The sequence below is a fragment of the Candidatus Cybelea sp. genome, assembly GCA_036489315.1.
GTDB lineage: Bacteria > Vulcanimicrobiota > Vulcanimicrobiia > Vulcanimicrobiales > Vulcanimicrobiaceae > Cybelea.
This window is the reverse complement of record DASXFZ010000056.1, coordinates 1-19,554: the sequence shown is the minus strand read 5'-3', so window position 1 is coordinate 19,554 and position 19,554 is coordinate 1. Positions and strand designations below refer to the sequence as shown.

The 19,554-nt window shown below is 62.7% G+C and carries 23 protein-coding genes; 17 read left to right on the top strand and 6 right to left on the bottom strand.

The window, feature by feature from the left end:
• Nucleotides 1-101: 101 nt before the first annotated feature.
• Nucleotides 102-500 carry a hypothetical protein gene (locus tag VGG51_12255; GenBank protein ID HEY1883802.1) on the bottom strand — a complete coding sequence of 133 codons (399 nt, stop codon included), beginning with the start codon at nt 498-500 and terminating at the stop codon, nt 102-104.
• Nucleotides 501-635: 135 nt separating this feature from the next.
• Here VGG51_12255 and VGG51_12250 point away from each other — a divergent pair, with 135 nt between their 5' ends.
• A complete protein-coding gene (locus tag VGG51_12250) occupies nt 636-1,838 on the top strand; it encodes an NAD(P)/FAD-dependent oxidoreductase (GenBank protein HEY1883801.1) in 1,203 nt (400 codons plus the stop codon).
• Complete coding sequence (locus VGG51_12245) at nt 1,831-2,577, top strand: FliA/WhiG family RNA polymerase sigma factor (GenBank protein ID HEY1883800.1); 747 nt, start codon at nt 1,831-1,833, stop codon at nt 2,575-2,577. Before VGG51_12250 ends, VGG51_12245 begins: the two co-directional genes overlap by 8 nt.
• 17 nt (nt 2,578-2,594) lie before the next feature.
• On the opposite strand, the gene VGG51_12240 is transcribed toward VGG51_12245, so the two are convergent.
• Genes VGG51_12240 through thrS form a run of 3 tightly spaced genes read right to left on the bottom strand, consistent with a single transcriptional unit; the run spans nt 2,595 to nt 6,529 of the window.
• Nucleotides 2,595-3,812 carry an MFS transporter gene (locus VGG51_12240; GenBank protein ID HEY1883799.1) on the bottom strand — a complete coding sequence of 406 codons (1,218 nt, stop codon included), beginning with the start codon at nt 3,810-3,812 and terminating at the stop codon, nt 2,595-2,597.
• 51 nt (nt 3,813-3,863) lie between these two features.
• Nucleotides 3,864-4,814, bottom strand: coding sequence for a hypothetical protein (locus tag VGG51_12235; GenBank protein ID HEY1883798.1), 951 nt, complete (start codon nt 4,812-4,814; stop codon nt 3,864-3,866).
• A gap of 5 nt (nt 4,815-4,819) precedes the next feature.
• Nucleotides 4,820-6,529 (bottom strand): threonine--tRNA ligase, encoded by a 1,710-nt coding sequence (gene thrS, locus VGG51_12230; GenBank protein ID HEY1883797.1) that lies wholly within the window; start codon nt 6,527-6,529, stop codon nt 4,820-4,822.
• Between the two features lie 250 nt (nt 6,530-6,779).
• Between thrS and pstS the strand changes: the two genes are divergently transcribed.
• From pstS to VGG51_12190, 8 genes are all read left to right on the top strand, one after another.
• Nucleotides 6,780-7,757 carry a phosphate ABC transporter substrate-binding protein PstS gene (gene pstS, locus VGG51_12225; protein ID HEY1883796.1) on the top strand — a complete coding sequence of 326 codons (978 nt, stop codon included), beginning with the start codon at nt 6,780-6,782 and terminating at the stop codon, nt 7,755-7,757.
• A 51-nt stretch (nt 7,758-7,808) separates the two neighbouring features.
• On the top strand, nt 7,809-8,756 hold the full coding sequence (gene pstC / locus VGG51_12220; protein ID HEY1883795.1) for a phosphate ABC transporter permease subunit PstC: 948 nt from the start codon (nt 7,809-7,811) through the stop codon (nt 8,754-8,756).
• The gene (pstA, locus tag VGG51_12215) at nt 8,737-9,606 is read left to right on the top strand and encodes a phosphate ABC transporter permease PstA (protein HEY1883794.1); all 870 of its coding nucleotides are present in this window, start codon (nt 8,737-8,739) and stop codon (nt 9,604-9,606) included. Before pstC ends, pstA begins: the two co-directional genes overlap by 20 nt.
• Nucleotides 9,603-10,394, top strand: a complete 792-nt coding sequence (locus VGG51_12210; protein HEY1883793.1) for a phosphate ABC transporter ATP-binding protein — start codon at nt 9,603-9,605, stop codon at nt 10,392-10,394. The genes pstA and VGG51_12210 overlap by 4 nt, the downstream gene beginning before the upstream one ends.
• 264 nt (nt 10,395-10,658) lie before the next feature.
• Entirely contained in the window at nt 10,659-11,444 is a 786-nt protein-coding gene (locus VGG51_12205; GenBank protein HEY1883792.1) for a hypothetical protein, read from the top strand.
• An 81-nt stretch (nt 11,445-11,525) separates the two neighbouring features.
• Entirely contained in the window at nt 11,526-11,702 is a 177-nt protein-coding gene (locus VGG51_12200; protein HEY1883791.1) for a hypothetical protein, read from the top strand.
• Nucleotides 11,703-11,755: 53 nt separating this feature from the next.
• Nucleotides 11,756-12,496, top strand: coding sequence for a beta-ketoacyl-ACP reductase (locus tag VGG51_12195; GenBank protein HEY1883790.1), 741 nt, complete (start codon nt 11,756-11,758; stop codon nt 12,494-12,496).
• Nucleotides 12,496-12,801 carry a hypothetical protein gene (locus tag VGG51_12190; protein ID HEY1883789.1) on the top strand — a complete coding sequence of 102 codons (306 nt, stop codon included), beginning with the start codon at nt 12,496-12,498 and terminating at the stop codon, nt 12,799-12,801. The genes VGG51_12195 and VGG51_12190 overlap by 1 nt, the downstream gene beginning before the upstream one ends.
• Before the next feature lie 42 nt (nt 12,802-12,843).
• Here VGG51_12190 and VGG51_12185 read toward each other — a convergent pair whose 3' ends face one another.
• A complete protein-coding gene (locus VGG51_12185; protein HEY1883788.1) occupies nt 12,844-13,458 on the bottom strand; it encodes a hypothetical protein in 615 nt (204 codons plus the stop codon).
• Nucleotides 13,459-13,606: 148 nt separating this feature from the next.
• A complete protein-coding gene (locus VGG51_12180; GenBank protein HEY1883787.1) occupies nt 13,607-13,888 on the bottom strand; it encodes a hypothetical protein in 282 nt (93 codons plus the stop codon).
• Nucleotides 13,889-14,036: 148 nt separating this feature from the next.
• On the opposite strand from VGG51_12180, the gene VGG51_12175 reads away from it, so the two are divergent.
• The 7 genes from VGG51_12175 to VGG51_12145 form a co-directional block, all read left to right on the top strand.
• Nucleotides 14,037-14,792 (top strand): 3-oxoacyl-ACP reductase, encoded by a 756-nt coding sequence (locus VGG51_12175; GenBank protein HEY1883786.1) that lies wholly within the window; start codon nt 14,037-14,039, stop codon nt 14,790-14,792.
• On the top strand, nt 14,792-16,504 hold the full coding sequence (locus tag VGG51_12170) for an alpha/beta fold hydrolase (protein HEY1883785.1): 1,713 nt from the start codon (nt 14,792-14,794) through the stop codon (nt 16,502-16,504). Before VGG51_12175 ends, VGG51_12170 begins: the two co-directional genes overlap by 1 nt.
• Nucleotides 16,501-16,872 carry a helix-turn-helix transcriptional regulator gene (locus tag VGG51_12165; GenBank protein HEY1883784.1) on the top strand — a complete coding sequence of 124 codons (372 nt, stop codon included), beginning with the start codon at nt 16,501-16,503 and terminating at the stop codon, nt 16,870-16,872. The genes VGG51_12170 and VGG51_12165 overlap by 4 nt, the downstream gene beginning before the upstream one ends.
• Before the next feature lie 72 nt (nt 16,873-16,944).
• Entirely contained in the window at nt 16,945-17,307 is a 363-nt protein-coding gene (locus VGG51_12160; GenBank protein ID HEY1883783.1) for a hypothetical protein, read from the top strand.
• An 83-nt stretch (nt 17,308-17,390) separates the two neighbouring features.
• The gene (locus tag VGG51_12155) at nt 17,391-18,248 is read left to right on the top strand and encodes an aldo/keto reductase (protein ID HEY1883782.1); all 858 of its coding nucleotides are present in this window, start codon (nt 17,391-17,393) and stop codon (nt 18,246-18,248) included.
• Nucleotides 18,245-19,252 carry a hypothetical protein gene (locus tag VGG51_12150; protein ID HEY1883781.1) on the top strand — a complete coding sequence of 336 codons (1,008 nt, stop codon included), beginning with the start codon at nt 18,245-18,247 and terminating at the stop codon, nt 19,250-19,252. The genes VGG51_12155 and VGG51_12150 overlap by 4 nt, the downstream gene beginning before the upstream one ends.
• The coding region (locus tag VGG51_12145; GenBank protein ID HEY1883780.1) for a hypothetical protein at nt 19,252-19,554 on the top strand (303 nt) is incomplete at its 3' end. The genes VGG51_12150 and VGG51_12145, both read left to right, overlap by 1 nt.

Below are 19,554 nucleotides of genomic sequence, written 5' to 3'. Positions count from 1 at the left end.
CCGAACGGGCGCGCAAGTCCTATACCCGCCAGTCCGCCCAGCAACGAAGAAAGCCCGCGTGGACGCGGGCTTTCTTCTCCTTTGAGACGGCCGGCCCGGCGTTACAACGAGACGCGCGTGTGAACCGCCAGGTGGTGCCCCCGGTTGTCGCGGACGAGAAACGAGCCTCGCCCGACGAGCAGCCCCGAGACTGTGAAGGTCGTCTTTTCGGTGCCTTTGTCCGGGCTTACCGAGACCAGGCCCTTCTCGCGGTTATACAGCTTGAAGACCCCCTTGGCGTAGCCCCGTTCTTTGAACTTGCACGAAACGGAGCCCAGCAGCACGATGTGGACACGCTTACCGCAGCTCGACTCTATTTGGATCCCGCGATTCTTGTCCGGATTCACAATAGAACCGGCGGCGCTGCTGACATCGGCCGGAAGGTACCCGGTACCGCCGGCAGGTGCGCTGCCATGGCAACCCGTGAGACTCAGCGAAAAGGTAATTACTGAGAGTGCCATTACCGACCATATGACTTGCTGATTTGAGCGCATAGTATGAGTTACTCCTTAGGTCAATCCCAAACGTCTTGGGGAGTAATCCGTTCCCTGCTTGCAGGTCTACCAAACGTACGCTTGTCCTAAGGGCTAAGGCAAATTAACAACACCGAGCTAGTCATTATAGGCTGCGGACCGGCCGGAGCGACCGCAGCGCGCGAGGCGGCCCAAACGGGGCTCCAAACCGTCGTTCTCGAGCGGGACGCGGTGGTGGGAGCCAAGCGCGTCTGCGCCGCCGGGCTGCGCCCAGGCTTTTGCGAGGAGTTCGAGCTGCCGCGCTCGCTCGTACATTGCGATACGCCGCGGCTGGGACTCTTCGACGCGCGCGGCGTCGAGCACGAAGTGGTCTTCGGCCCCGGTCACACCACGACGCGCGAGGAGCTGGACGGCACGATGGCGCGGCTCGCGGTGCAAGCCGGCGCGGAGATTCGCACGCAGGCACTCTTTCGGGCGGTCGATTTTTCCGGCGGGCGCGCCGTCGTGGAGTACGCGGACCTCGCGAGCGGCGAGCGCCGCACGATCCGTGCGCGGCATGTCTTCTTTGCCAACGGCGCCACGTCGCGGCTGGAATCCCCGGCGTTCGGGCGTTTAGCGATGCGCGGCTGGAACGAAGGTTTGATGACGACGCTGCAGCAGCGGGTCTACCTGACGCGCCCCGCGCTGCCGATCGCATACCAAACGCTCGAGATGCACTACTACGCCGGGCGCGACGGGCGGCAGATCATCGGCTGGATGTTTCCCAAACGCGATCACCTCGCAATCGGGTTGGGCGTCCTCGGCAAACTCGAGGGCGCCGCTTTGCGCGCAGAGCTCGACGCACTCGTGCAGCGGATCTGCCGGCGGCTCTGCGCCGATGTAGGTGAGCGCAAGCAGGAGGGAAGCCTGCTCTACGGCGGCATACCGCGGCCCAACTTCGGAGACGGTGGTCTGCTCGTCGGCGGAACGGCCGCCGGATTGGTCGATGCGACCAACGGCGAGGGGATCTTTGAAGCGGCCATGAGCGGGCGGATCGCCGCGGAGTGCGTTACGCGCGAGCGCGCCGGCGACGGGCGTGCGGGCGCGCGGTTTGCCGCGCTGCTGCGCGAGCGGTTCTCACGGCGACTCAAACACCGGGTCGCATTGATGCGCTATCTCGAGCGCCGCCCGCGGCGTTTCGGGCTGCTTTTCGAGCAGCTCGCTAGGACTCCGCGACTGGCTGCGGTATTGCAGATGGAAGATCACAAGCGAACAATGACCGATCGTCTGTACCTCTACGTGCAAGCATTACAATTCGGCATGCGGACGCTCAACTGCCGTGAGTGAAGAGCCGCGCGCGAGGCCGGTGCGACTCTACGACATCGGGGGCAGTCAACTCACGCGCGAAGCCGTCATTCACAAGTACCTCCACCTCGTCAAGTACGTCGCCGGCCGCATCTCCGTCCATCTTCCGTCGAGCGTCGACATCAACGACCTGATCAACGACGGCGTCTTCGGCCTGCTCGACGCGATCGAGAAGTACGACGGCTCGCGTTCGGTTAAGTTCGAGACGTACGCGGTCACGCGAATCAATGGGTCGATCATCGACGCGCTACGCAGCCTCGATTGGGTTCCGCGCACGATCCGCCTGCGCGCGCGCGAATTGGAGCGCGCGGCGGAGGAGCTCGAGGCGCTGCTCGGACGCGCGCCGAGCAGCGAGGAGCTGGCGGAACGCTTGGAGATCACTGCCGCCGAATTGGCCGCACTCGTCGCCCGCGTGCGCGCAACGGCGCTGCTCTCGCTAGAGGAGGTGCTGCCGCACCGCAGCGGCGACGGCGTACCGCTGGCCGAGACGCTCGCGGACGACGACAGCGACGTCGCGTTCGATCTCGAGCGCGACGAGCAGCGGTCAGAACTCGTCGCCGCGGTCGAGTCCCTTCCGCCGCAAGAACGGACCGTCATTACGCGCTACTACTTCAAGGGGCAGCGGCTGCGTGAGATCAAAGCGGAGCTCGGCGTCTCGGAATCACGCATCTCACAGATTCACTCGGCGGCAGTTGCGCGTCTGCGGCGAATACTGAGATAGGCAGGGCGAATGCATCGTTATCCGGTCAGCGCTTCGTGCCGATTCTCGGGGCGCACGAGATAGCCCAGCGCGCTGAGCGCAAAGACGAGAACGAGCACGCCGATCACTACCGTTGCCATCGCCTGAGCGTAGCCGGAGTGTTTGGCGATCGAGGCCTCGAACTGCGCGACTCCCGCAGCGATAAGATTTCCAAGCTGGTAGGTGAAGCCGGGAAAGGTGCCGCGCACTTCGGCCGGCGAGAGCTCGTTGAGATGCGCGGGGATGACGCCCCAGGCGCCTTGCACGGCGAGCTGCATCGCGAAAGCGCCGACGGCGAGCAGGGTTATCGTGGGACTGAAAACCCAGAGCGGGATCGCGCAGACGGCGAGCACCGCGCAGACCATCGCGATGGCGCGGCGCCCGAAGCGTTGCGAGAGCGTGCCGAAGAAGATGCCGCCTCCGATCGCGCCGACGGCCGCGATCACCGAGAGCAGCGTCACCTGCCCGTGCGAGAACCCGCGGCCCTTTTCAAGGAACGTTGCGTAGAGATCTTGCGTGCCGTGCGACATCGCGTTCATCGCCGCGAGAAACGCGACGGCGTAGATAAAGAGCGGCCAGTGTGCGCGCAACGATCGCAGCAAGAGCCCGGCGGACGGCGCGATCCGCTGCGCGCGTCCGGCGAGCCACACGGGTGATTCCGGGACGCTCGAGCGGATGAAGAAGATCAGCCCGGCGGGAAGCACGCCGATCACGAAGAGTCCGCGCCAATCCCAGTGCGTGAAGTTGAAGACGAGAAAATACGCGAGCGCGGCAAGCAGGTAACCGACCATGTAGCCTTCTTGCAGAAAGCCGCTAAAGAAACCGCGGCGTTGGGGCGGCAGCGATTCCATCGCCATCGCGGCACCGAGGCCCCATTCGCCGCCCATCGCGATGCCGTAGAGCGCGCGCAGCACGAGAAATATCGTGAAGTTCGGCGAGAACGCGGTGAGCGGCTCGATGATCGAGTAGAAGGCGATGTCGACCATCAGCGGCGTGCGGCGCCCGTAGCGGTCGGCGAGCCAACCGAAGAGCAATGCGCCGATCGGGCGACACGCGAGCGTCAGCGTCAGGGCGAACGCCACCTCGGCGATTTCCTTGTTGAAGCTCGTCGCGACGCGCGTGATCACGAAAGTCAGTAAGAAAAAATCGAACGCATCGAGCGTCCAGCCAAGGAAGGACGCGATGAAGGTCTTGCGCCCAGCGGCGGTCATCTCCATCGGGCGTCGCGTTCGACGCGGCTACGGCCCAACCCCAGAGGGCGGGAGACGCTATGGGCTTGCGCTGGTGGGGCTGGCGGAGGTCGCGGGCGAGGGCGACGGTGACGGTGACGGCGTTGGTGTGCTTCCCGGCGGCAGTTGGGCGCCATACATCGCGAGCAGCCAGATCTGGCTGTGGCGCACGGTCACCTTGGGAACGCTGAAGGTGAACTGCACCGTGTTGCTTGACGGCGTAGTGAACTTCCCGTAGTTGCCGATCAGCTGATCGGTGCGCTTACCGCGCAGGTACGTTTCATTATAAAGCTGCACGCCGAAGACGCGTCCGCTGTACTGCAGCGCCGGCAGCGTATACTGCACTTGCGAGCCGCCGTTGAGCACGAAGTCCGAGTTGCTCTGCAAGCGGATCGCCATGAGCGGCGTCACGCGCATGAAGGCGGGATTCGGATTTGTCATCGCGGGCACGTCCTTGGGCAGCGGCTCGACTTGCACCGTCATCAAGCCGCCGGGCGGCGGCGACGGCGTCGGCGTGTCATCGCTATCACTGCTGTCGTCGCTATCGTCGGAGGACGCACTCGGCTGCGGGGTAGGCGTCGGCGATGCGGTGGGCTTAGCGGTCGGAGCTCCCGATCCGCTGGGTCCCGGGCTCGGCGGGGGGATGTTGAAGGCCAGATTGCACGTGTACTGCTGATTGAGCAGCTGCACGTTGGGGCACCTCATACCGGCAGGGCCCTGCGAGATCGGGTATTGCGCCTCGTTGGGCGCAAGCGTTGCACCGGGATTTGTCAGCTCGGCTTGCCCGTTCATACCAACTGTCGGCCCGGCCATTCCGCCGGTGCCGGAGTTGGAGTTCAGGTTGCTGTTGGAGATCCCGTTCGCGCCGATGCTGCCGGGCTGCGAGACCGGCGGCGTCATGTCGCCCATGCCGCTGTCGAGCCCGCTGCCTTGGCAGGAGGCGAGAACCAGGGCGAGCGCGCCAAAGGCGGCGCGAGCATCTAATCTCATCGTCTTTATCGTTTCGTTTCGACTACGGCCCGCAACTCCTCAACGAAGTCACCAACCGAAACGTTGCGTTTCTGCTCGGTGCCCCGTTGATTTACGTTGACGGTTCCGTCTTCAACCTCTCGCTTGCCGGCCACCAAAATGTAGGGTACCTTTTGGGTCTTCCAATGCCGGATCTTGTATCCGAGCTTTTCGTTTGATTCGTCTACCTCGGCGCGAAAGCCCGCTTTTGACAGCTGCTCGGCCACGCCCCGAGCGTAGCCTAGTTCGTTCTCGGATATCGGCGCAACGGCGACCTGGACGGGCGCCAGCCAAGCCGGGAAGGCTCCGCCGTAGTGCTCGACGAGAATCCCGAAGAAGCGTTCGAGCGACCCGGCAAGCGCGCGGTGAATCATGACGGGGCGGTGATCTTGACCATCGGCGCCACGATATTTCAGCTCGAAGCGTTCCGGCAGCACGAAATCGACCTGAACGGTGCCGAGCTGCCACGGACGGCCGAGCGCGTCGCTCACGTTGATATCGAGCTTCGGTCCGTAAAAGGCGCCGCCGGCTTCGTCGACGCTGTAGGGGAGCTCGTGATTTTCGAGCGCGTTGCGAATCGCTTGCTCGGCGACGGCGTCGGTTTCGGCGCGATCCTCGAACGCGCGCCGCGAGAGCACGTACTCGAAGTCGGTAAAGCCGAAGGCGTTCATCAAGCGAAGCGCTTCGTCGAGCGTTTGTTCGAACTCATGCTGCAGTTGATCGGGCGTGCAAAAAAGATGGGCGTCGTCCTGCGTGAAGCCGCGCACGCGGGTGAGCCCGTGCAGGACGCCGGAGCGTTCGAAACGATAGACGGTCCCAAATTCAGAAAGACGCAGCGGCAGATCGCGATAGCTGCGCAACGTGTTCCGATATATGAGGATGTGGCCTGGGCAGTTCATCGGCTTGAGCCGAAAACGCTGGCCCTCCACCTCGATGGGACCGAACATGTTCTCGTCAAAGTTAGCGAGGTGTCCTGAGATTTCGTATAGACGCTCGTGCGCGATGTGGGGCGTCACGACCGGCTGATAGCCCCGCTCGCGCAGCCCCTCGCGGATGAAGTTCTCGACGATCCCGCGGACGATGGTCCCCTTAGGGTGCCAAAAGACGAGCCCGCCGCCGGCCGCCTCTTCAAATGAGAAGAGGTCGAGCTCGGCGCCGAGGCGCCGGTGGTCGCGCCGCCGAGCCTCCTCGAGGCGCGCCAGGTACGCGTCGAGCTCCGTTTTGTCGAACCAAGCGGTCCCGTAGATGCGCTGGAGCATCGGCTTGTGCTCGTCGCCCCGCCAGTAGGCTCCGGCCACGCTGGTCAGCTTGAATGCGCCGATTGCCCCGGTGGAATCGGCGTGGCCGCCGCGGCAGAGATCGGTAAACTCACCGATCGTGTAAAGGGTGATCGGCTCGTCTTTGGGGATTTCGCCGGCGATCTCAACCTTATAGGGGTTGCCATTAAAGGCGTCGATCGCTTGGTTACGCGAGACCTCGCGGCCGGTCATCGGGTAATCCGCGGCCACGATCTCGTTCATCCGCTTCTCGAGGCGTTCGAGGTCCTCGGGCGTAAACGGCTCGGCCCGGTCGAAATCGTAGTAGAAGCCGTTCTCGATCGCCGGCCCAATGGTCGGTTTGGCCTCCGGGAACAGATCCTGGACGGCATAGGCGAGAACGTGAGCCGCGGTATGCCGCAGCTCCGGCAGAGTGGCCATATCGGCGCCGTGCCTTCGGTACGTCCCCGCGCCGGTCTTGCTTTCGCCCTTCGTGGTGGGGGCAGGCTCAGGGTGACACGTAGCTAAGCTGCCTAAGACACAAGGGGCTCTTAATATGGAGTTAATCGGGCTGCATTACAAATAAGGCAGGCCTTCGGCTCTGGAGCGGAGGCCGCAATTTTTCATCACTACAAGGAGCCTAAACTCTGTGATACGTTCGTTGCGTCGCTGCTCTGCCGCGCTCGCCGTTATGGCTGCCATAGCCATACCCGCTGCTGCCGCCACGCAGCTGACCGGAGCGGGGTCGACCTTCGACTTCCCGTTCTTCTCGAAAGCCTTCTACATCTACAGCCAGAAGAATCCGGACGTTACCGTCAACTATCAGTCGATCGGCAGCGGCGGCGGCATCAAGCAGTTCAGCTCGAAGACCGTTGATTTCGGGGCGACCGACGTTCCAATGAACGCCGAAGAGCTGGCCGGAGCGAAGGATCCCGTCCTTCAGATTCCGGTGACCCTCGGCGGTGCCGCGATGGCCTATAACCTCCCGGGCGTCAACAGTCTAAAGCTCACACGTCAGGTCGTGGCCGACATCTTCCTTGGCAAGATCACGAAGTGGAACGACCCGCAGATCGCCAAGCTCAACAAGGGCACGAACATCCCGGGCACGTCGATCGTCGTAGTGCACCGCTCGGACGGTTCGGGCACGAGCTACATCTTCACCGACTTCCTGAGCCACGTTTCGCCGGAATGGAAGAGCAAGGTCGGCACGGGTAAGAGCCCGTCGTGGCCGGCCGGCGTCGGCGCCAAAGGAAACGAGGGCGTCGCCGGGCAGGTCCGCAACACGCCGGGCGGCATCGGTTACGTCGAGATGGCCTACGTCGTCGAGAACAAGATGGCGGCCGCGCTGCTGGAGAACAAGGCCGGCAAGTGGGTTACCTGCACGCCCGAGACGGTCGCGGCCGCCGCGGCGAGCAAGCCCGAGGTGAGCGCTTCGAACTTCTCGATCGTCGACGCTGCGGGGGCCAACTCGTACCCGATTGCCGGATATTCGTGGGTCGTCGTCTATAAGAAGCCTTCGGACGCCGGTCGGGCGAAAGCGCTCTACAACGTGCTTTCATGGCTGATCGGGGCCGCCGGACAAGATAACGCGAAGTCGGTCGACTACGTACCGCTGCCGCGCAACGTCCAAGAGACGGCGGCCGCGACCCTTCGTCAGATGCAGCACTAGTTCTCCTCCGTCCTTCGACAAGCTCAGGATGACGCAAGCTCAAGACGACACATGACGGATGAGCCGCAGTTTCGACGCGTTGCGCGTTTTGTAAGCCCGGCCGACCGCGGCTTTGCCGCGGTCGTCTACGGCGGGAGCATACTGTTCGCGCTGCTGATCCTCGGACTGTTCGTCGAACTCGTACTCGGCTCGTGGCCGTCGATCGTCAGGTTCGGTCCAGGGTTCATCTATCACAGCGGCTGGGATCCGATCAACAGCAAGTTCGGCGCGCTGCCGATGATCTACGGCACGGTCGTGACCTCGCTGATCGCGATCGTGCTGGCCGCGTTCGTAGGCATCATGGCTGCGGTTTTCTTAGCCGACTTCGCTCCGCGCTGGCTGGCGACGCCGCTTTCGTTTCTCATCGAGCTGCTCGCGGCCGTGCCAAGCGTCGTCTACGGTCTGTGGGGCCTCTTCGTGCTCTCGCCGTTCGTGCGCACGGCGCTGGGGCCGGCGCTGCAAAAAGTGCTCGGCTGGACGCCGATCTTTTCCGGGACGATCTATGGGGTCGGGCTGCTGACCGCCGGTATGATCCTCGCCCTGATGATCGTTCCGACGGTTACAGCGATTTCGCGCGACGTCATCGCCGCGATTCCGCGCGATCTGCGCGAGGCGTCGATGGCGCTGGGCACGACGAAGTGGGAAACGGCCGTGCGCGTCGTGCTGCCGGCAGCGCGCGTCGGCGTCTTCGGGGCCTGCGTGCTCGCCCTCGGCCGCGCGCTCGGTGAGACGATCGCCGTGACGATGGTGATCGGCAACCGGCCCGAGATTTCGGCCTCCGTCTTCGCGCCGTCGTATACGCTGGCCAGCGTCATCGCTAACGAGTTCACCGAGGCGACGACCAGCATCTACGTCAGCGCGCTCATCGAACTGGGTCTGATTCTCTTTGCCGTCAGCATCGTCGTCAACGCGCTCGCACGCGTGATGATCTGGAGCGTTCGTGGCTCAGAACGCGTTTAGATACAAGGGCCTGCGGCGCCGGCGGATCGCGAGCTGGCTCGGCATCGCGCTTGCGTTCTGCTGCGCAGCGATTGCCGCGGCGTCGCTGCTGGTGATTCTCGGCTACGTCGTCGTGCAGGGCGCCGGCGCGATCAACTTCGATTTTCTGACCCAGCTGCCGCATCCGATCGGCGTGCCCGGGGGCGGTGTCGGCAACGGGATACTAGGCACGTTCATCATCTTGGGCATCGCGACGCTGATGGCGGTGCCGATCGGGCTGCTGACGGGAATTTATCTCTCGCTCTTCGGGCGAGGGGTGATTCCCGAGGCGCTGCGCTTTCTTTCCGACGTGCTCTCGGGCGTGCCGAGCATCGCGATCGGACTCTTCGCGTACGCGGTGCTCGTCGCACCCCTGAGGCACTTCTCAGGCTTCTCTGCCTCGTTTGCGTTCATGATGCTGATGCTGCCGCTGCTGGTGCGAACGTCGGAACAGGCGATCCGCTCGGTGCCGCAGTCGGTACGCGAGGGCGCGCTGGCGCTGGGGATGTCGAACTTCCGCGCGACCGTGGGCATCGTGCTGCCGACCGCGCGGCCGGCGATCATCACGGCGCTGCTGCTGGCGATCGCGCGCGTGATTGGGGAGACGGCGCCGCTGCTCTTCACCGCGTTCGGCACGCAGTTCTGGGAGGCCAATCCGGGGAATCCGATGGCGGTGCTCGCGCTGCAAGTCTTCAACTACGCGATCTCTCCCTACGCGACGTGGCAGGCGCAGGCGTGGGGCGGTTCGCTGCTGCTGGTCGGTGCGGTCTTCGTGTTGAGCCTCGGCGCGCGGCTCATGCTGCGCCGATCGATGAAGGGACTCGAAGCGTGAGCGCCGTCGCTGCGCCGGCCCGCGACCTGCTTACCGTCGATCGCTTGAGCGCGTACTACGGCGACCGCAAAGCCGTCGGCGATCTCTCGCTGCGCTTTCCGACCAACGCGATTACCGCGCTGATCGGGCCGTCAGGATGCGGGAAGACGACGCTGCTGCGTTGCCTCAACCGCATCCACGAAGTCAGCACGGACGGGCGCGTCGAGGGGAGCGTGCTGCTCGACGGCTCGGACATCTACGACGTGAACGTCGACCCGATGGAAATTCGGCGGCGCATCGGCATGGTGTTTCAGCGGCCGAACCCGTTCCCGACGCTCTCGATCTTGGACAACACGCTGGCGTGCGCGGGGCGTCGCGGAATGCGGCGCAGCGAGAAGCTGGAGATCGCCGAACGCGCACTGCGCTCGGCCGCGCTTTGGGACGAAGTAAAGGACAAACTGAAGACGAGCCCGCTGCGGCTCTCCGGCGGACAGCAGCAGCGGTTGTGCATCGCGCGTGCGGTCGCCGCGCAGCCCGACGTTCTTTTGATGGACGAGGCGACGGCCTCGCTCGATCCGATCGCGACGGCGGTGATCGAAGAGCTGATGGGATCGCTCTCCGACTCGTTTACCATTGTCGCCGTTACGCACAACATGCAGCAGGCCGCGCGCGTCTCCGACGTTACCGCGTTCATGTTGGCCGACGAGAGCGGCACGGGCCGGCTCATCGAAGTTGACGAAACGGGCAAGCTCTTCACCAAACCGAGCAATCCGAAGACCGAAGACTACATCACCGGGCGTTTCGGTTAACAGCGTCGCTCGCATAGAGCTAGAGGCTTCACGCGAAGCTGTCGGGAAGCTGGCGCTACCCCATTTTACCCCAAGGAGGAAAAGGTTTTGCGTAATACCGCTTTGTTACTTCAGCGTGCGGCAGCGATAGCCATACTTGGAGCGCTGGCCACAGGCTGCTCGAGCACCGGCGTACCGAGCACGACGGCTGTCACCGATTATCGCTCGATCTCCAACGGCCACGACGTACGCTCGGTTCGACCCCAAGGAAAAGCGAGGGGCTGGATGTCTCCCGACGCGAAGAAAGCCGGGAAGCTGATCTATTGGGGCAACTATGATACCAATACGATCACGATCTACTCGTCCAAGGGCGTCAACGGAAAGCAAAAAGGCCAGATCACGACCGGCCTTTCGAACCCCGAGCGTCTCTTCGTAGACAAGCAAGGCAGCGTCTATGCCACGAACATCGGCAACAACACCATCACCGCGTACAAACCGGGGAAGACCTCGCCGTTTTTGACGATAAGCGACGGCGTGAATTCGCCCACGGGACTTACGGTTGATGCAGCCGGCACGGTTTACTGCGCCAACGTCGGCAACGATACCATCACGGTCTATCCGAAAGGGAAAAAGTCGCCTTCGCTAACGATTCCGGAGTTCGCCGAATACCTTGCGACGGATTCGCAAGATAATCTCTACGCAGCCGGATCGAGGGTCGATGAGTTTGCTCCCGGATCTACCACCGGTACCGATCTCGGCCTCCCCGCGTATCCGGGTGCGATCGAAGTCGACAAAAACGGCAATCTGATCGTGCTCTACGGTGCGGAGATCGAATACTTTCCCAAAGGCAAAACGCAGCCCTCGAAAGAGATCGCTGTGACGGCCGGAAATCCGTTCTCGCTTTCGCTCAGCGGCAACAATAAGCAGCTGTACGTTAGCCTCGAAGCCGCAACGCCGTTCATCGTCCAAAGCGTTGCGTACCCGAAGGGTTCAACGCTTAGCAACAAACTTACGACCGGCGCGGGTGGTTGGCCGCTCGCCGTCAGCCCCGGCAACGCTCTAGGGAAGTAAAAGAGCTTGGCCGTCGGGTGTGGGCGGCGAGGAAGAAAGTTGACTAGGGTCGCATGATTCGCCGAGGAGATAGGGAAATAAATGACCTGGGTCTCTGAGAAGGGGCCAAAGTGGCAGCGGCGCGACAGAATGCGGGGGTGGGCAAGCGCCGCTCGCGGCCGGGGCACCGAGGACCGGCGCCCCGGCCACCACTGGCCGGGCCTCCTTTATGCGGCGGCCGGCATCGCCATTGCCGTCCTGATGATCGACGGGTCGTGAGCAGAGGGTCGTAACGCGCAGCGCGGCCAATCCCGGCGCAAAAGGAGGCGAACGTGTTTGAAGGCAGAGTGGCTTTGGTAACCGGGGGCACGCGCGGAATCGGCGCGGCGATCACCGAGATGCTGGCGACCAGCGGCGCGGCCGTAGCGGCGGGCTATAGCCGCGGCGAAGAGAGCGCCAAGAAATTTCAGGGTCAGATGCGCGAGAAGGGCGCGAATGTCTCGGTGCACCAGGGGCGCGTTGATTCGGCCGACGACGTCAACCGCGTCATCAAAGAAGTGATGGACGAGCACGGCCGGATCGACTACCTCGTCAACAACGCCGGCATCACCGTCGACAAGACCGTTCGCAAGATGAGCGTCGACGATTGGCGTCAGGTACTCGACGTCAATCTCTCCGGTGCGTTTCAGATGACCAAGGGCGTGCTCGAGCACATGATCGAGCGCGGCTCGGGCCGGATCGTCAACATCAGCTCGGTCATCGGCGAGACCGGCAACATCGGGCAGGCGAACTACGCGGCCTCCAAAGCCGGCCTCTTCGGCTTCTCGAAGAGCTTGGCGCTGGAGATGGCGCAGCGCGGGATCACGGTTAACTGCGTCGCGCCGGGCTTCATCGGAACGGAGATGGTGGCGGCGATTCCGGAAGCCGCGCTCGCGAAGGTGCTGGAGAAGATCCCGCAGCGACGGTTGGGGCGTCCCGCAGAAGTCGCACGCGTGGTGAGGTTCCTTCTGGAAGACGATTCGAGCTACATTACCGGAGCCGTGTATTCGATCAACGGCGGACTGGACATGTAATGGCGTTCATGTATTGCGATCCCCCCGCCGTTATCTCGCGGGTTCAGCCCGCGGTCGACCAAACGCAGGCAGGCAGCGGAACCGTGACTCTCGCGAGCGGCGCGACGTTCCAGATCACGACGCCGAAGCCGGCGAACGACCAAACCGAGTTTCTCACCAAACTCAAGAAGACCGACCACATTCAAATGTGCTACGCGCCGCCGCAACGTTGGGCCGATGCCGGTCCGACCGCGCGCATGGCGATTATCGGCGACCTTGAAAGCAAAGCGTACATCTACGTGCTGGCCTATCCGGCCAAAAAATGATCGCCTAAACCGGGTTTTTCAGATGAAAGCCGGCAAAGACATCTAAGTCCGAATCAAGTCGGCCGTGTAGAGGACCTTCCAAGTCTTTCCGCCGTCCTGAGAAATCGACTCTTCGAAGTGCGGCCTACCCTTTGCACCTTTTCCGGGATTGGTCCAGATGTAGCGGTCGATGGCCGGCTTGCCATGGTAGATCAGCCGTTCGTCAAAGATGCCAACGTTTCCGTGGAATTTTCCCACATTTGGCGCCCCGGCGTCCCCGTGCGAGTTCAAATTATTAATCCAGTAGAGTTTCCACGTGCCGGTTGTCGCGTCGTATAGTCGGATCGTCATTCCGACGAAGCCCTTTTTAAAATGGTCCGTGCGAAAAACGTCTTCGTTTCCGAGGCCGCCGGCCAACGGCCAGTATTTGTCGGTAGCATCAAATTGCTCCCATTTGTACTCGCCCGACGGTAACTTCTCAAGCCGGCGATTGTGCACGAGCCAGGTGCCAAAGAGAAAATCGAAATCGTGAGAACCGTTCTGCACCGGGGCCGCCTGTGCGAGGGCATTGCTGTTCGCCGCGATCGCGGCACCGGCGTTGTAGGCGCACAGCGCGCCGACTGTGAACGCGGCGATCAGTGAAATCCTGAAAAGAGAGCGTTTTGAATGCATGGTCATTGCGTTAGTCCTCCAGACGGACATGAGCGATCGTTAACGGCAGTTTACGATGAGCGCTCTCGATTGCGGTTCAGTGGGTCGGAAACCTGGTCGTTCAGCACCGCAATCAACGGCGTGACGGTGAGCTTGGCGCAGGAAGCGACGCGGATCAGTATTTTGCGACGAGCCGTTGCGCGTACCACTGCGGCCATGGATCCGACGGGCTCTGCTTCGAGTACGCTTCGTCGAGCTCGACGAGATCGCGGGTGAGGTGGCTGCGCACGGGCCGCTGCCCGAGCAGCTTCGCCAGCTCCGAGTGAGTCAAGAGCCAATCGGAGTAGAACGTCGCCCAGTCGTCGTCGTTTCCATCCGTATCGGCGAACACCATGTGGTGCACGTCGCCGACTTGCGTCAGCAGTGCCGCAATCTTGGTGGTGGCATCGTCACTCATTCGTTCTCCTCGTCTTGTTGCGTGGTGCAGGTGGGTAATGCTTCGACAGTACTTCGACAAGCTCAGCATGACACGGGGTGAGCTTCGCCGGCAAAGCAATGCGGGCGACCAGGAGGTGAACCGCAAGCAAGTTGGGTAAATCTAGCGCGTGGATAGTTTATCTCTCAGCGGACGGGTGGGGATCGTCACCGGCGGTGCCCGCGGCATCGGAGGCGCGATCAGCACGCTGCTCGCCAACGACGGCGCAACCGTCGCCGTGCTCGGTTTGCCCGAAGACCGCGAACGAACGCACTCGCTCGCCGCGCGCCTCAACGGCGCGGCCTCGCGCATCCATTTTTATCAGGGCGACGTCAGCGCCTACGACCAATGTCATGAAGCCGTCGATGCCGTGCTGAAGGAGCACGGTCGCGTCGACTTCCTGGTCAACAACGCGGGGATCACCCGCGATCACACGGTCCGGAAAATGACCGTCGAAGAATGGGAAGCGGTCCTGCAGGTCAATCTCTCGGGGCCTTTTTTTATGATCAAAGCCGTCCTCGACACGATGCTCGAACAGGGCTTCGGACGCATCGTCAATGTCAGCTCGGTCGTCGGCGAGGCCGGCAACTTCGGGCAGGCGAACTACGCGGCGGCCAAGGCCGGGCTCATCGGCTTGACTAAGACCGTCGCGCTGGAAGTCGCCAAGCGCGGCATTACCGTCAATGCCGTCGCTCCGGGCTTCATCGAGACGGATATGACCAAGGCGATGCCGGTCGAAGCGATCGAGAACGCGATCGCGCAGACGCCCGTTCGCCAGCTCGGCCAGCCGGAAGAGGTCGCGCGGCTGGTACGCTTCCTCTTAGACGAGAAGGCGGGCTACATCACCGGAGCGGTCTATAACATCAACGGCGGCTGGTACATGTGATGATTGCCCCTGAAGAACTGCAATACGGCATCGACATCACCGGGCTCGACCCGGCTTCGCTCAGCGACGCGGTACGCGCCGTCGTCGCCGACGTGATGCTCGATCCCATTCGAATGAGCACGTGGCTGACCGGCTTCGCCCTGGCCGAGCAGAACGTCGGCCTCAATATGCTGCGCCGGCTTGGCGGCGTGCACCCTGACGGTTCCCCCTTCCCGGGCGACAAGCGTTTTGCCGACTCGGAGTGGCGGGAGAACCCAATGCTCGCCGGCGTCCTGGAGGACTACAAGGCGCGTACCGATGCGGCGATGTCGCTGATCGATTCGGCGCGCCTGCCGGAAGCGACGCGGCGCAAAGCGCGCTTCGCAATGCAGCTCATGTGCGACGCGTACGCGCCGAGCAACATTCCCTGGCTGAATCCCGGCGTCGTCAAAGAGGCCGCCGAGACGCAGGGCCAGAGCTTGGTCCGCGGGATGCAAACCTTTCTCGACGATCTGGCCAACAACAACGGCTATCCGCGACAGGTCGACCGGTCGGGCTTCGAGCTGGGGCGCAATCTCGCGGCGACGCCGGGGCGCGTTGTGATGCGCAACGAGCTGATCGAGCTCATCGCCTACGATCCGCAGACCCCGCAGGTCCACGAGCTGCCGCTGCTCTGCAGCCCGCCGTGGATCAACAAGTACTACATCATGGATCTGGCGCCGGGACGCTCGTTCGTGGAGTGGGCCGTCAAACACGGCCATCAGACCTTCATGATCTCCTACCGCAACCCCGACGTGACGCTCTCGCACCTGACGATGGACGACTATCTGCGCGACGGCGTGCTGGCCGCGCTCGACGCTGTGCAAGAAATTACCGGCGCTCCGAAGGTCAACGTCGCCGGGCTCTGCCTGGGTGGAACGCTGGCGACGATCATGCTCGCCTATCTCGCGGCGCACGATCAGGCCGATCGCGTGGCCTCGACGACCCTGACGAACACGCTGGTCGACTTCGGCAGTCCAGGCGACCTCGGCATCTTCACCGATGAAGACACGATCGCGCGGCTCGAGAAGAAGATGAGAGAACGCGGCTACCTCGAGTCGGCGGAGATGGCGCGCACCTTCGACTGGATGCGCTCCAGCGACCTGATCTGGAGCTACGTCATCAACAACTGGTTCAAGGGGAAGAAGCCGCCGGCGTTTGACATCCTCTCCTGGAACAACGACTCAACGCGCATGCCGGTCGCGATGCACTCGCAGTACCTGCGCGCGTGCTACCTGCACAACTCGATCGTCAAGCCGAACGCCTTCGTCATCGACGACACGCCGATCGATTTGGGAAGAGTTACGACGCCGCTCTACGTCCTCGGCGCGGAAAACGATCACATCGCGCCGTGGCGGGCGACCTATCAGACGACACAGTACGTCGGCGGACCATCGAAGTACGTGCTGACCAACTCCGGCCATATCGCCGGGATCGTCAATCCGCCGGGCGGCAAAAAAACGTGGCACTACACGAAGCCGCAGGCATTACGCGGCGAAAGCGCCGACGCGTGGCTCGAGACCGCCGATCGGCATAACGGCTCGTGGTGGGAGGATTGGGCACCCTGGGCCGAGGCGCACGGCGGACCGATGCGCGAGCCGTTCGCCTTACCGGATGGTGAGCGGGCGCCTGGCCGATACGTGCTCAACCAAGAGGGGCCACCGTTTACTCCAAAGGTAAAGGCACATTCATGACCGATGACGACAAAACCGCCGCCAGCGGTGCCTGGCGCAGCCTCGGGGACTTCATCCGCGGCCAGCGGGAACTGGCGAACCTTTCGATGCGGCAACTCGCCGAGATCGCCAAGATCTCCAATCCGTACCTGAGCCAGGTCGAGCGGGGCCTCTATAAGCCCTCGGCCGAGGTGCTCAAGAGCATCGCCAACGCCCTGCAGATCTCGGCAGAGACGATGTACTCGCAGGCGGGCCTGCTCGACAGCTCGACGAGCCGGGAGAACAGCCACCACGGGGTCGAGCATGCGATAAAAATCGACCCCCGGCTGAGCGTCGATCAGAAGGAAGCCTTGATGCGGATCTATCGCAGTTTTGTCGGCGGCGGCTAGTTGACAAGCACAGCATCTGCTTGGTATACTTAGCACACCTCGACAAAAGCTAAGGAGATAGAGAGTAACCACATGGCCGTTAACGTCAAAGAGTACATGAACAAGTTTCAGGAAGAGGGCCTCGAGGCGATCAAGCAGTCGCAAGACGCGAGCCTCAAGGCGATCCGTTCGTTCGGTGAGTTCAGCAAAGAGTTCAGCGAGAAGCCCGGCACCATGCCGACCTTCGAGAACCTGCCGAGCCCGACCCAGTGGGTGGAGATGTCGTTCGGCTTCGCCAGCCAGCTGCTCGAGATTCGCAAGAACTACACGATGAAGATCGCCGAGATGATCGCCGAGACGCAGAAGAGCGTACAGGCGAACGTCAACGCTGCGACCCCGAACTCGGCTCAAATGCCGAACTCGGTTGCGCCGATCAACAAGCAGCCCGTCAAGTAAAAACGTAAGGTCGTTCTGGGGGTCCCGTAACCGCCCGGCTCAATGCCGGGCGGTCTTTCTTTTTCGGAGTGGAAACGAGCCTCATGAACGAAGCGTCGACCATAACGATCGGTAGCGACCTGCGTGTCAAGCGTTTGGGCTTCGGTGCGATGCGCTTGTGCGGTCCCGGCGTCTGGGGCCCGCCCAAGGATGGCGAAAACGCGACCTGCGTATTGCGCCGCGCGCTCGAGCTCGGCGTCGAGTTCATCGATACCGCCGACGCGTACGGCCCGGGCGTCAACGAAGAGCAGATCGCCGAAGCGCTGGCACCGTACGCCGCTGATGTGGCGATCGCGACCAAGGGCGGCTGCACGCGGGGCGGCCCCGGCGCGTGGGGACGCGATGGGCGACGCGAACATCTCCGCGAGGCGTGCGAGGCGAGCCTGCGCCGGCTGCGCGTGGAGCGAATCGATCTCTATCAGCTGCACGCCGTCGATCCGGACGTTCCCTTCGAGGAGCAGATCGGCACGCTGCGCGAGCTGCGCGACGAGGGGAAGATCCGCGACGTCGGTCTCTCCAACGTTGACTTGGATCAACTTACGCGCGCGGAGCAAATCGTCGAGATTGCGTCAGTGCAGAACAGCTACAACGTCAGCGACAGAGAAAGCGAGGCGATTCTCGCCTATTGCGAAGCCAACGGCCTCGCGTTCATTCCCTACTTTCCGCTCGACGGCGGCGACCTCGTCGCGCGCGGGGCCCTCGAAGACGTAGCAAAAGCACACGGTACGTCGATCTGGCAGGTAGGCCTCGCATGGCTGTTGCAGCACTCTCCGGCGACGCTGCCGATTCCGGGAACGTCATCGGTGAAGCATCTTGAGGAGAACGTCGCGGCGGCATCGCTTATCCTAAGCGATGCCGAATACGAGCGCTTACGGGCCTTCGGAGCGGAGGAGGAGGAATGACGTTGCGGATTGTCCGGTACGCATTTGCGGCGTGCCTTGCCGCAGTGCCGATTACCGGCTGTGGTGCCGGCGGGTCTTCAGGTGCGGCGATGCCGGCGGCGCCGGCCGCAATGCGGCCGCACTCGAACGTCGCGCATTTCGCATCCGCAGGGTCGTGGTTTCGGCACGATTCGGGCAGCAGCGGCGATCTCGTTTACATGGCCGACGGCGAGAACATCGACATTTATTCTTTTGCCGGCAAGCAGGTCGGTCAGCTGAAAGGGTTCAGATCGACGGCGGTTTACGGCCTCTGCTCGGATCCCGACGGAAACGTCTGGGTGACCTACGGTGGGTCCTTGCTCGAATACGCGCGCGGGGGAACGGTTCCCATCGCACAGTTCTACACTGATGAGACTGCCGTCTCGTGCGCGGTGGATCCGACGACGGGCGACATCGCCGTTAGCGAAGGCACTGGCGAAGGGCGTATCGGCGTCGGGAATGAGGTCGCCGTTTATACGGATATCTACGCGTCGCCCGAGATCTACCGAGATTCGGACGTGAACTATTATCTGTTCACTACGTACGACAGCGACGGCAATTTGTTCGTCGACGGATCTAGCAATATTCAACGCAACACGGCTCTCGTCGAGCTGCCGCAGGGCGGTTCGGCGCTGCAGACGGTGAAGATGGACGAGAAATTCGGGAAAGTGGGCGGCTTGCAGTGGGACAGCCAGTACGTAGCGATCGGCGATAGCGAGAAGCAACTCATCTATGAGATGAGCATCGCCGACGGCTCCGCCACGACGGTGGGCACGACCCGGCTTCACGCTTGGCGTGGTGCGCGCTTTAAAGATATCGAGCCGTTTGCGATCGGCAATGGGCAAATCGTGCTGACGTTTTCCGACCGCCAGACGGGCTTTTGGAGGTTTCCTGGTGGAGGAAAAACGCTACACCGAATCTCGGTCATAACCGGAGCGAAAACGATCAGCGTGGCGCCAAGCGGCTTGCGGAGGACGAACATCTGATGCCGTTCAAGCTCGCGCGCCGGCTGAGCACCGTTATCGCCTTCACAGCGATCCTTTCGGGGTGCGGCGTTTCCGCGGTCACGCCGGCCAAAGTTGGAACCTCAATTTCGGCGAATCGATACGACCCTGCCCGGCAACGGATTCGTGCGTGGATGCGACCCGGAAGCACCGGTGGGAACCTGCTCTACACTCAGGGATATTTACCGTCCACGGGCACGGCAACGATTGTTCTGACGTATCCTCAAGGCCAGCTCGTGGGCACCATAAACATTGATACGCCTGGGCTTTGCTCCGACAACCAG

Coding starts and splice junctions, on each gene's coding strand:
- VGG51_12255 (HEY1883802.1), bottom strand. CDS start 500: ATGGCACTCTCAGTAATTACCTTTTCGCTGAGTCTCACGGGTTGCCAT.
- VGG51_12240 (HEY1883799.1), bottom strand. CDS start 3,812: ATGGAGATGACCGCCGCTGGGCGCAAGACCTTCATCGCGTCCTTCCTT.
- VGG51_12235 (HEY1883798.1), bottom strand. CDS start 4,814: ATGAGATTAGATGCTCGCGCCGCCTTTGGCGCGCTCGCCCTGGTTCTC.
- thrS (HEY1883797.1), bottom strand. CDS start 6,529: ATGGCCACTCTGCCGGAGCTGCGGCATACCGCGGCTCACGTTCTCGCC.
- pstS (HEY1883796.1), top strand. CDS start 6,780: ATGGCTGCCATAGCCATACCCGCTGCTGCCGCCACGCAGCTGACCGGA.
- pstC (HEY1883795.1), top strand. CDS start 7,809: ATGACGGATGAGCCGCAGTTTCGACGCGTTGCGCGTTTTGTAAGCCCG.
- VGG51_12205 (HEY1883792.1), top strand. CDS start 10,659: ATGTCTCCCGACGCGAAGAAAGCCGGGAAGCTGATCTATTGGGGCAAC.
- VGG51_12200 (HEY1883791.1), top strand. CDS start 11,526: ATGACCTGGGTCTCTGAGAAGGGGCCAAAGTGGCAGCGGCGCGACAGA.
- VGG51_12190 (HEY1883789.1), top strand. CDS start 12,496: ATGGCGTTCATGTATTGCGATCCCCCCGCCGTTATCTCGCGGGTTCAG.
- VGG51_12185 (HEY1883788.1), bottom strand. CDS start 13,458: ATGACCATGCATTCAAAACGCTCTCTTTTCAGGATTTCACTGATCGCC.
- VGG51_12180 (HEY1883787.1), bottom strand. CDS start 13,888: ATGAGTGACGATGCCACCACCAAGATTGCGGCACTGCTGACGCAAGTC.
- VGG51_12170 (HEY1883785.1), top strand. CDS start 14,792: ATGATTGCCCCTGAAGAACTGCAATACGGCATCGACATCACCGGGCTC.
- VGG51_12165 (HEY1883784.1), top strand. CDS start 16,501: ATGACCGATGACGACAAAACCGCCGCCAGCGGTGCCTGGCGCAGCCTC.
- VGG51_12160 (HEY1883783.1), top strand. CDS start 16,945: ATGGCCGTTAACGTCAAAGAGTACATGAACAAGTTTCAGGAAGAGGGC.
- VGG51_12155 (HEY1883782.1), top strand. CDS start 17,391: ATGAACGAAGCGTCGACCATAACGATCGGTAGCGACCTGCGTGTCAAG.
- VGG51_12150 (HEY1883781.1), top strand. CDS start 18,245: ATGACGTTGCGGATTGTCCGGTACGCATTTGCGGCGTGCCTTGCCGCA.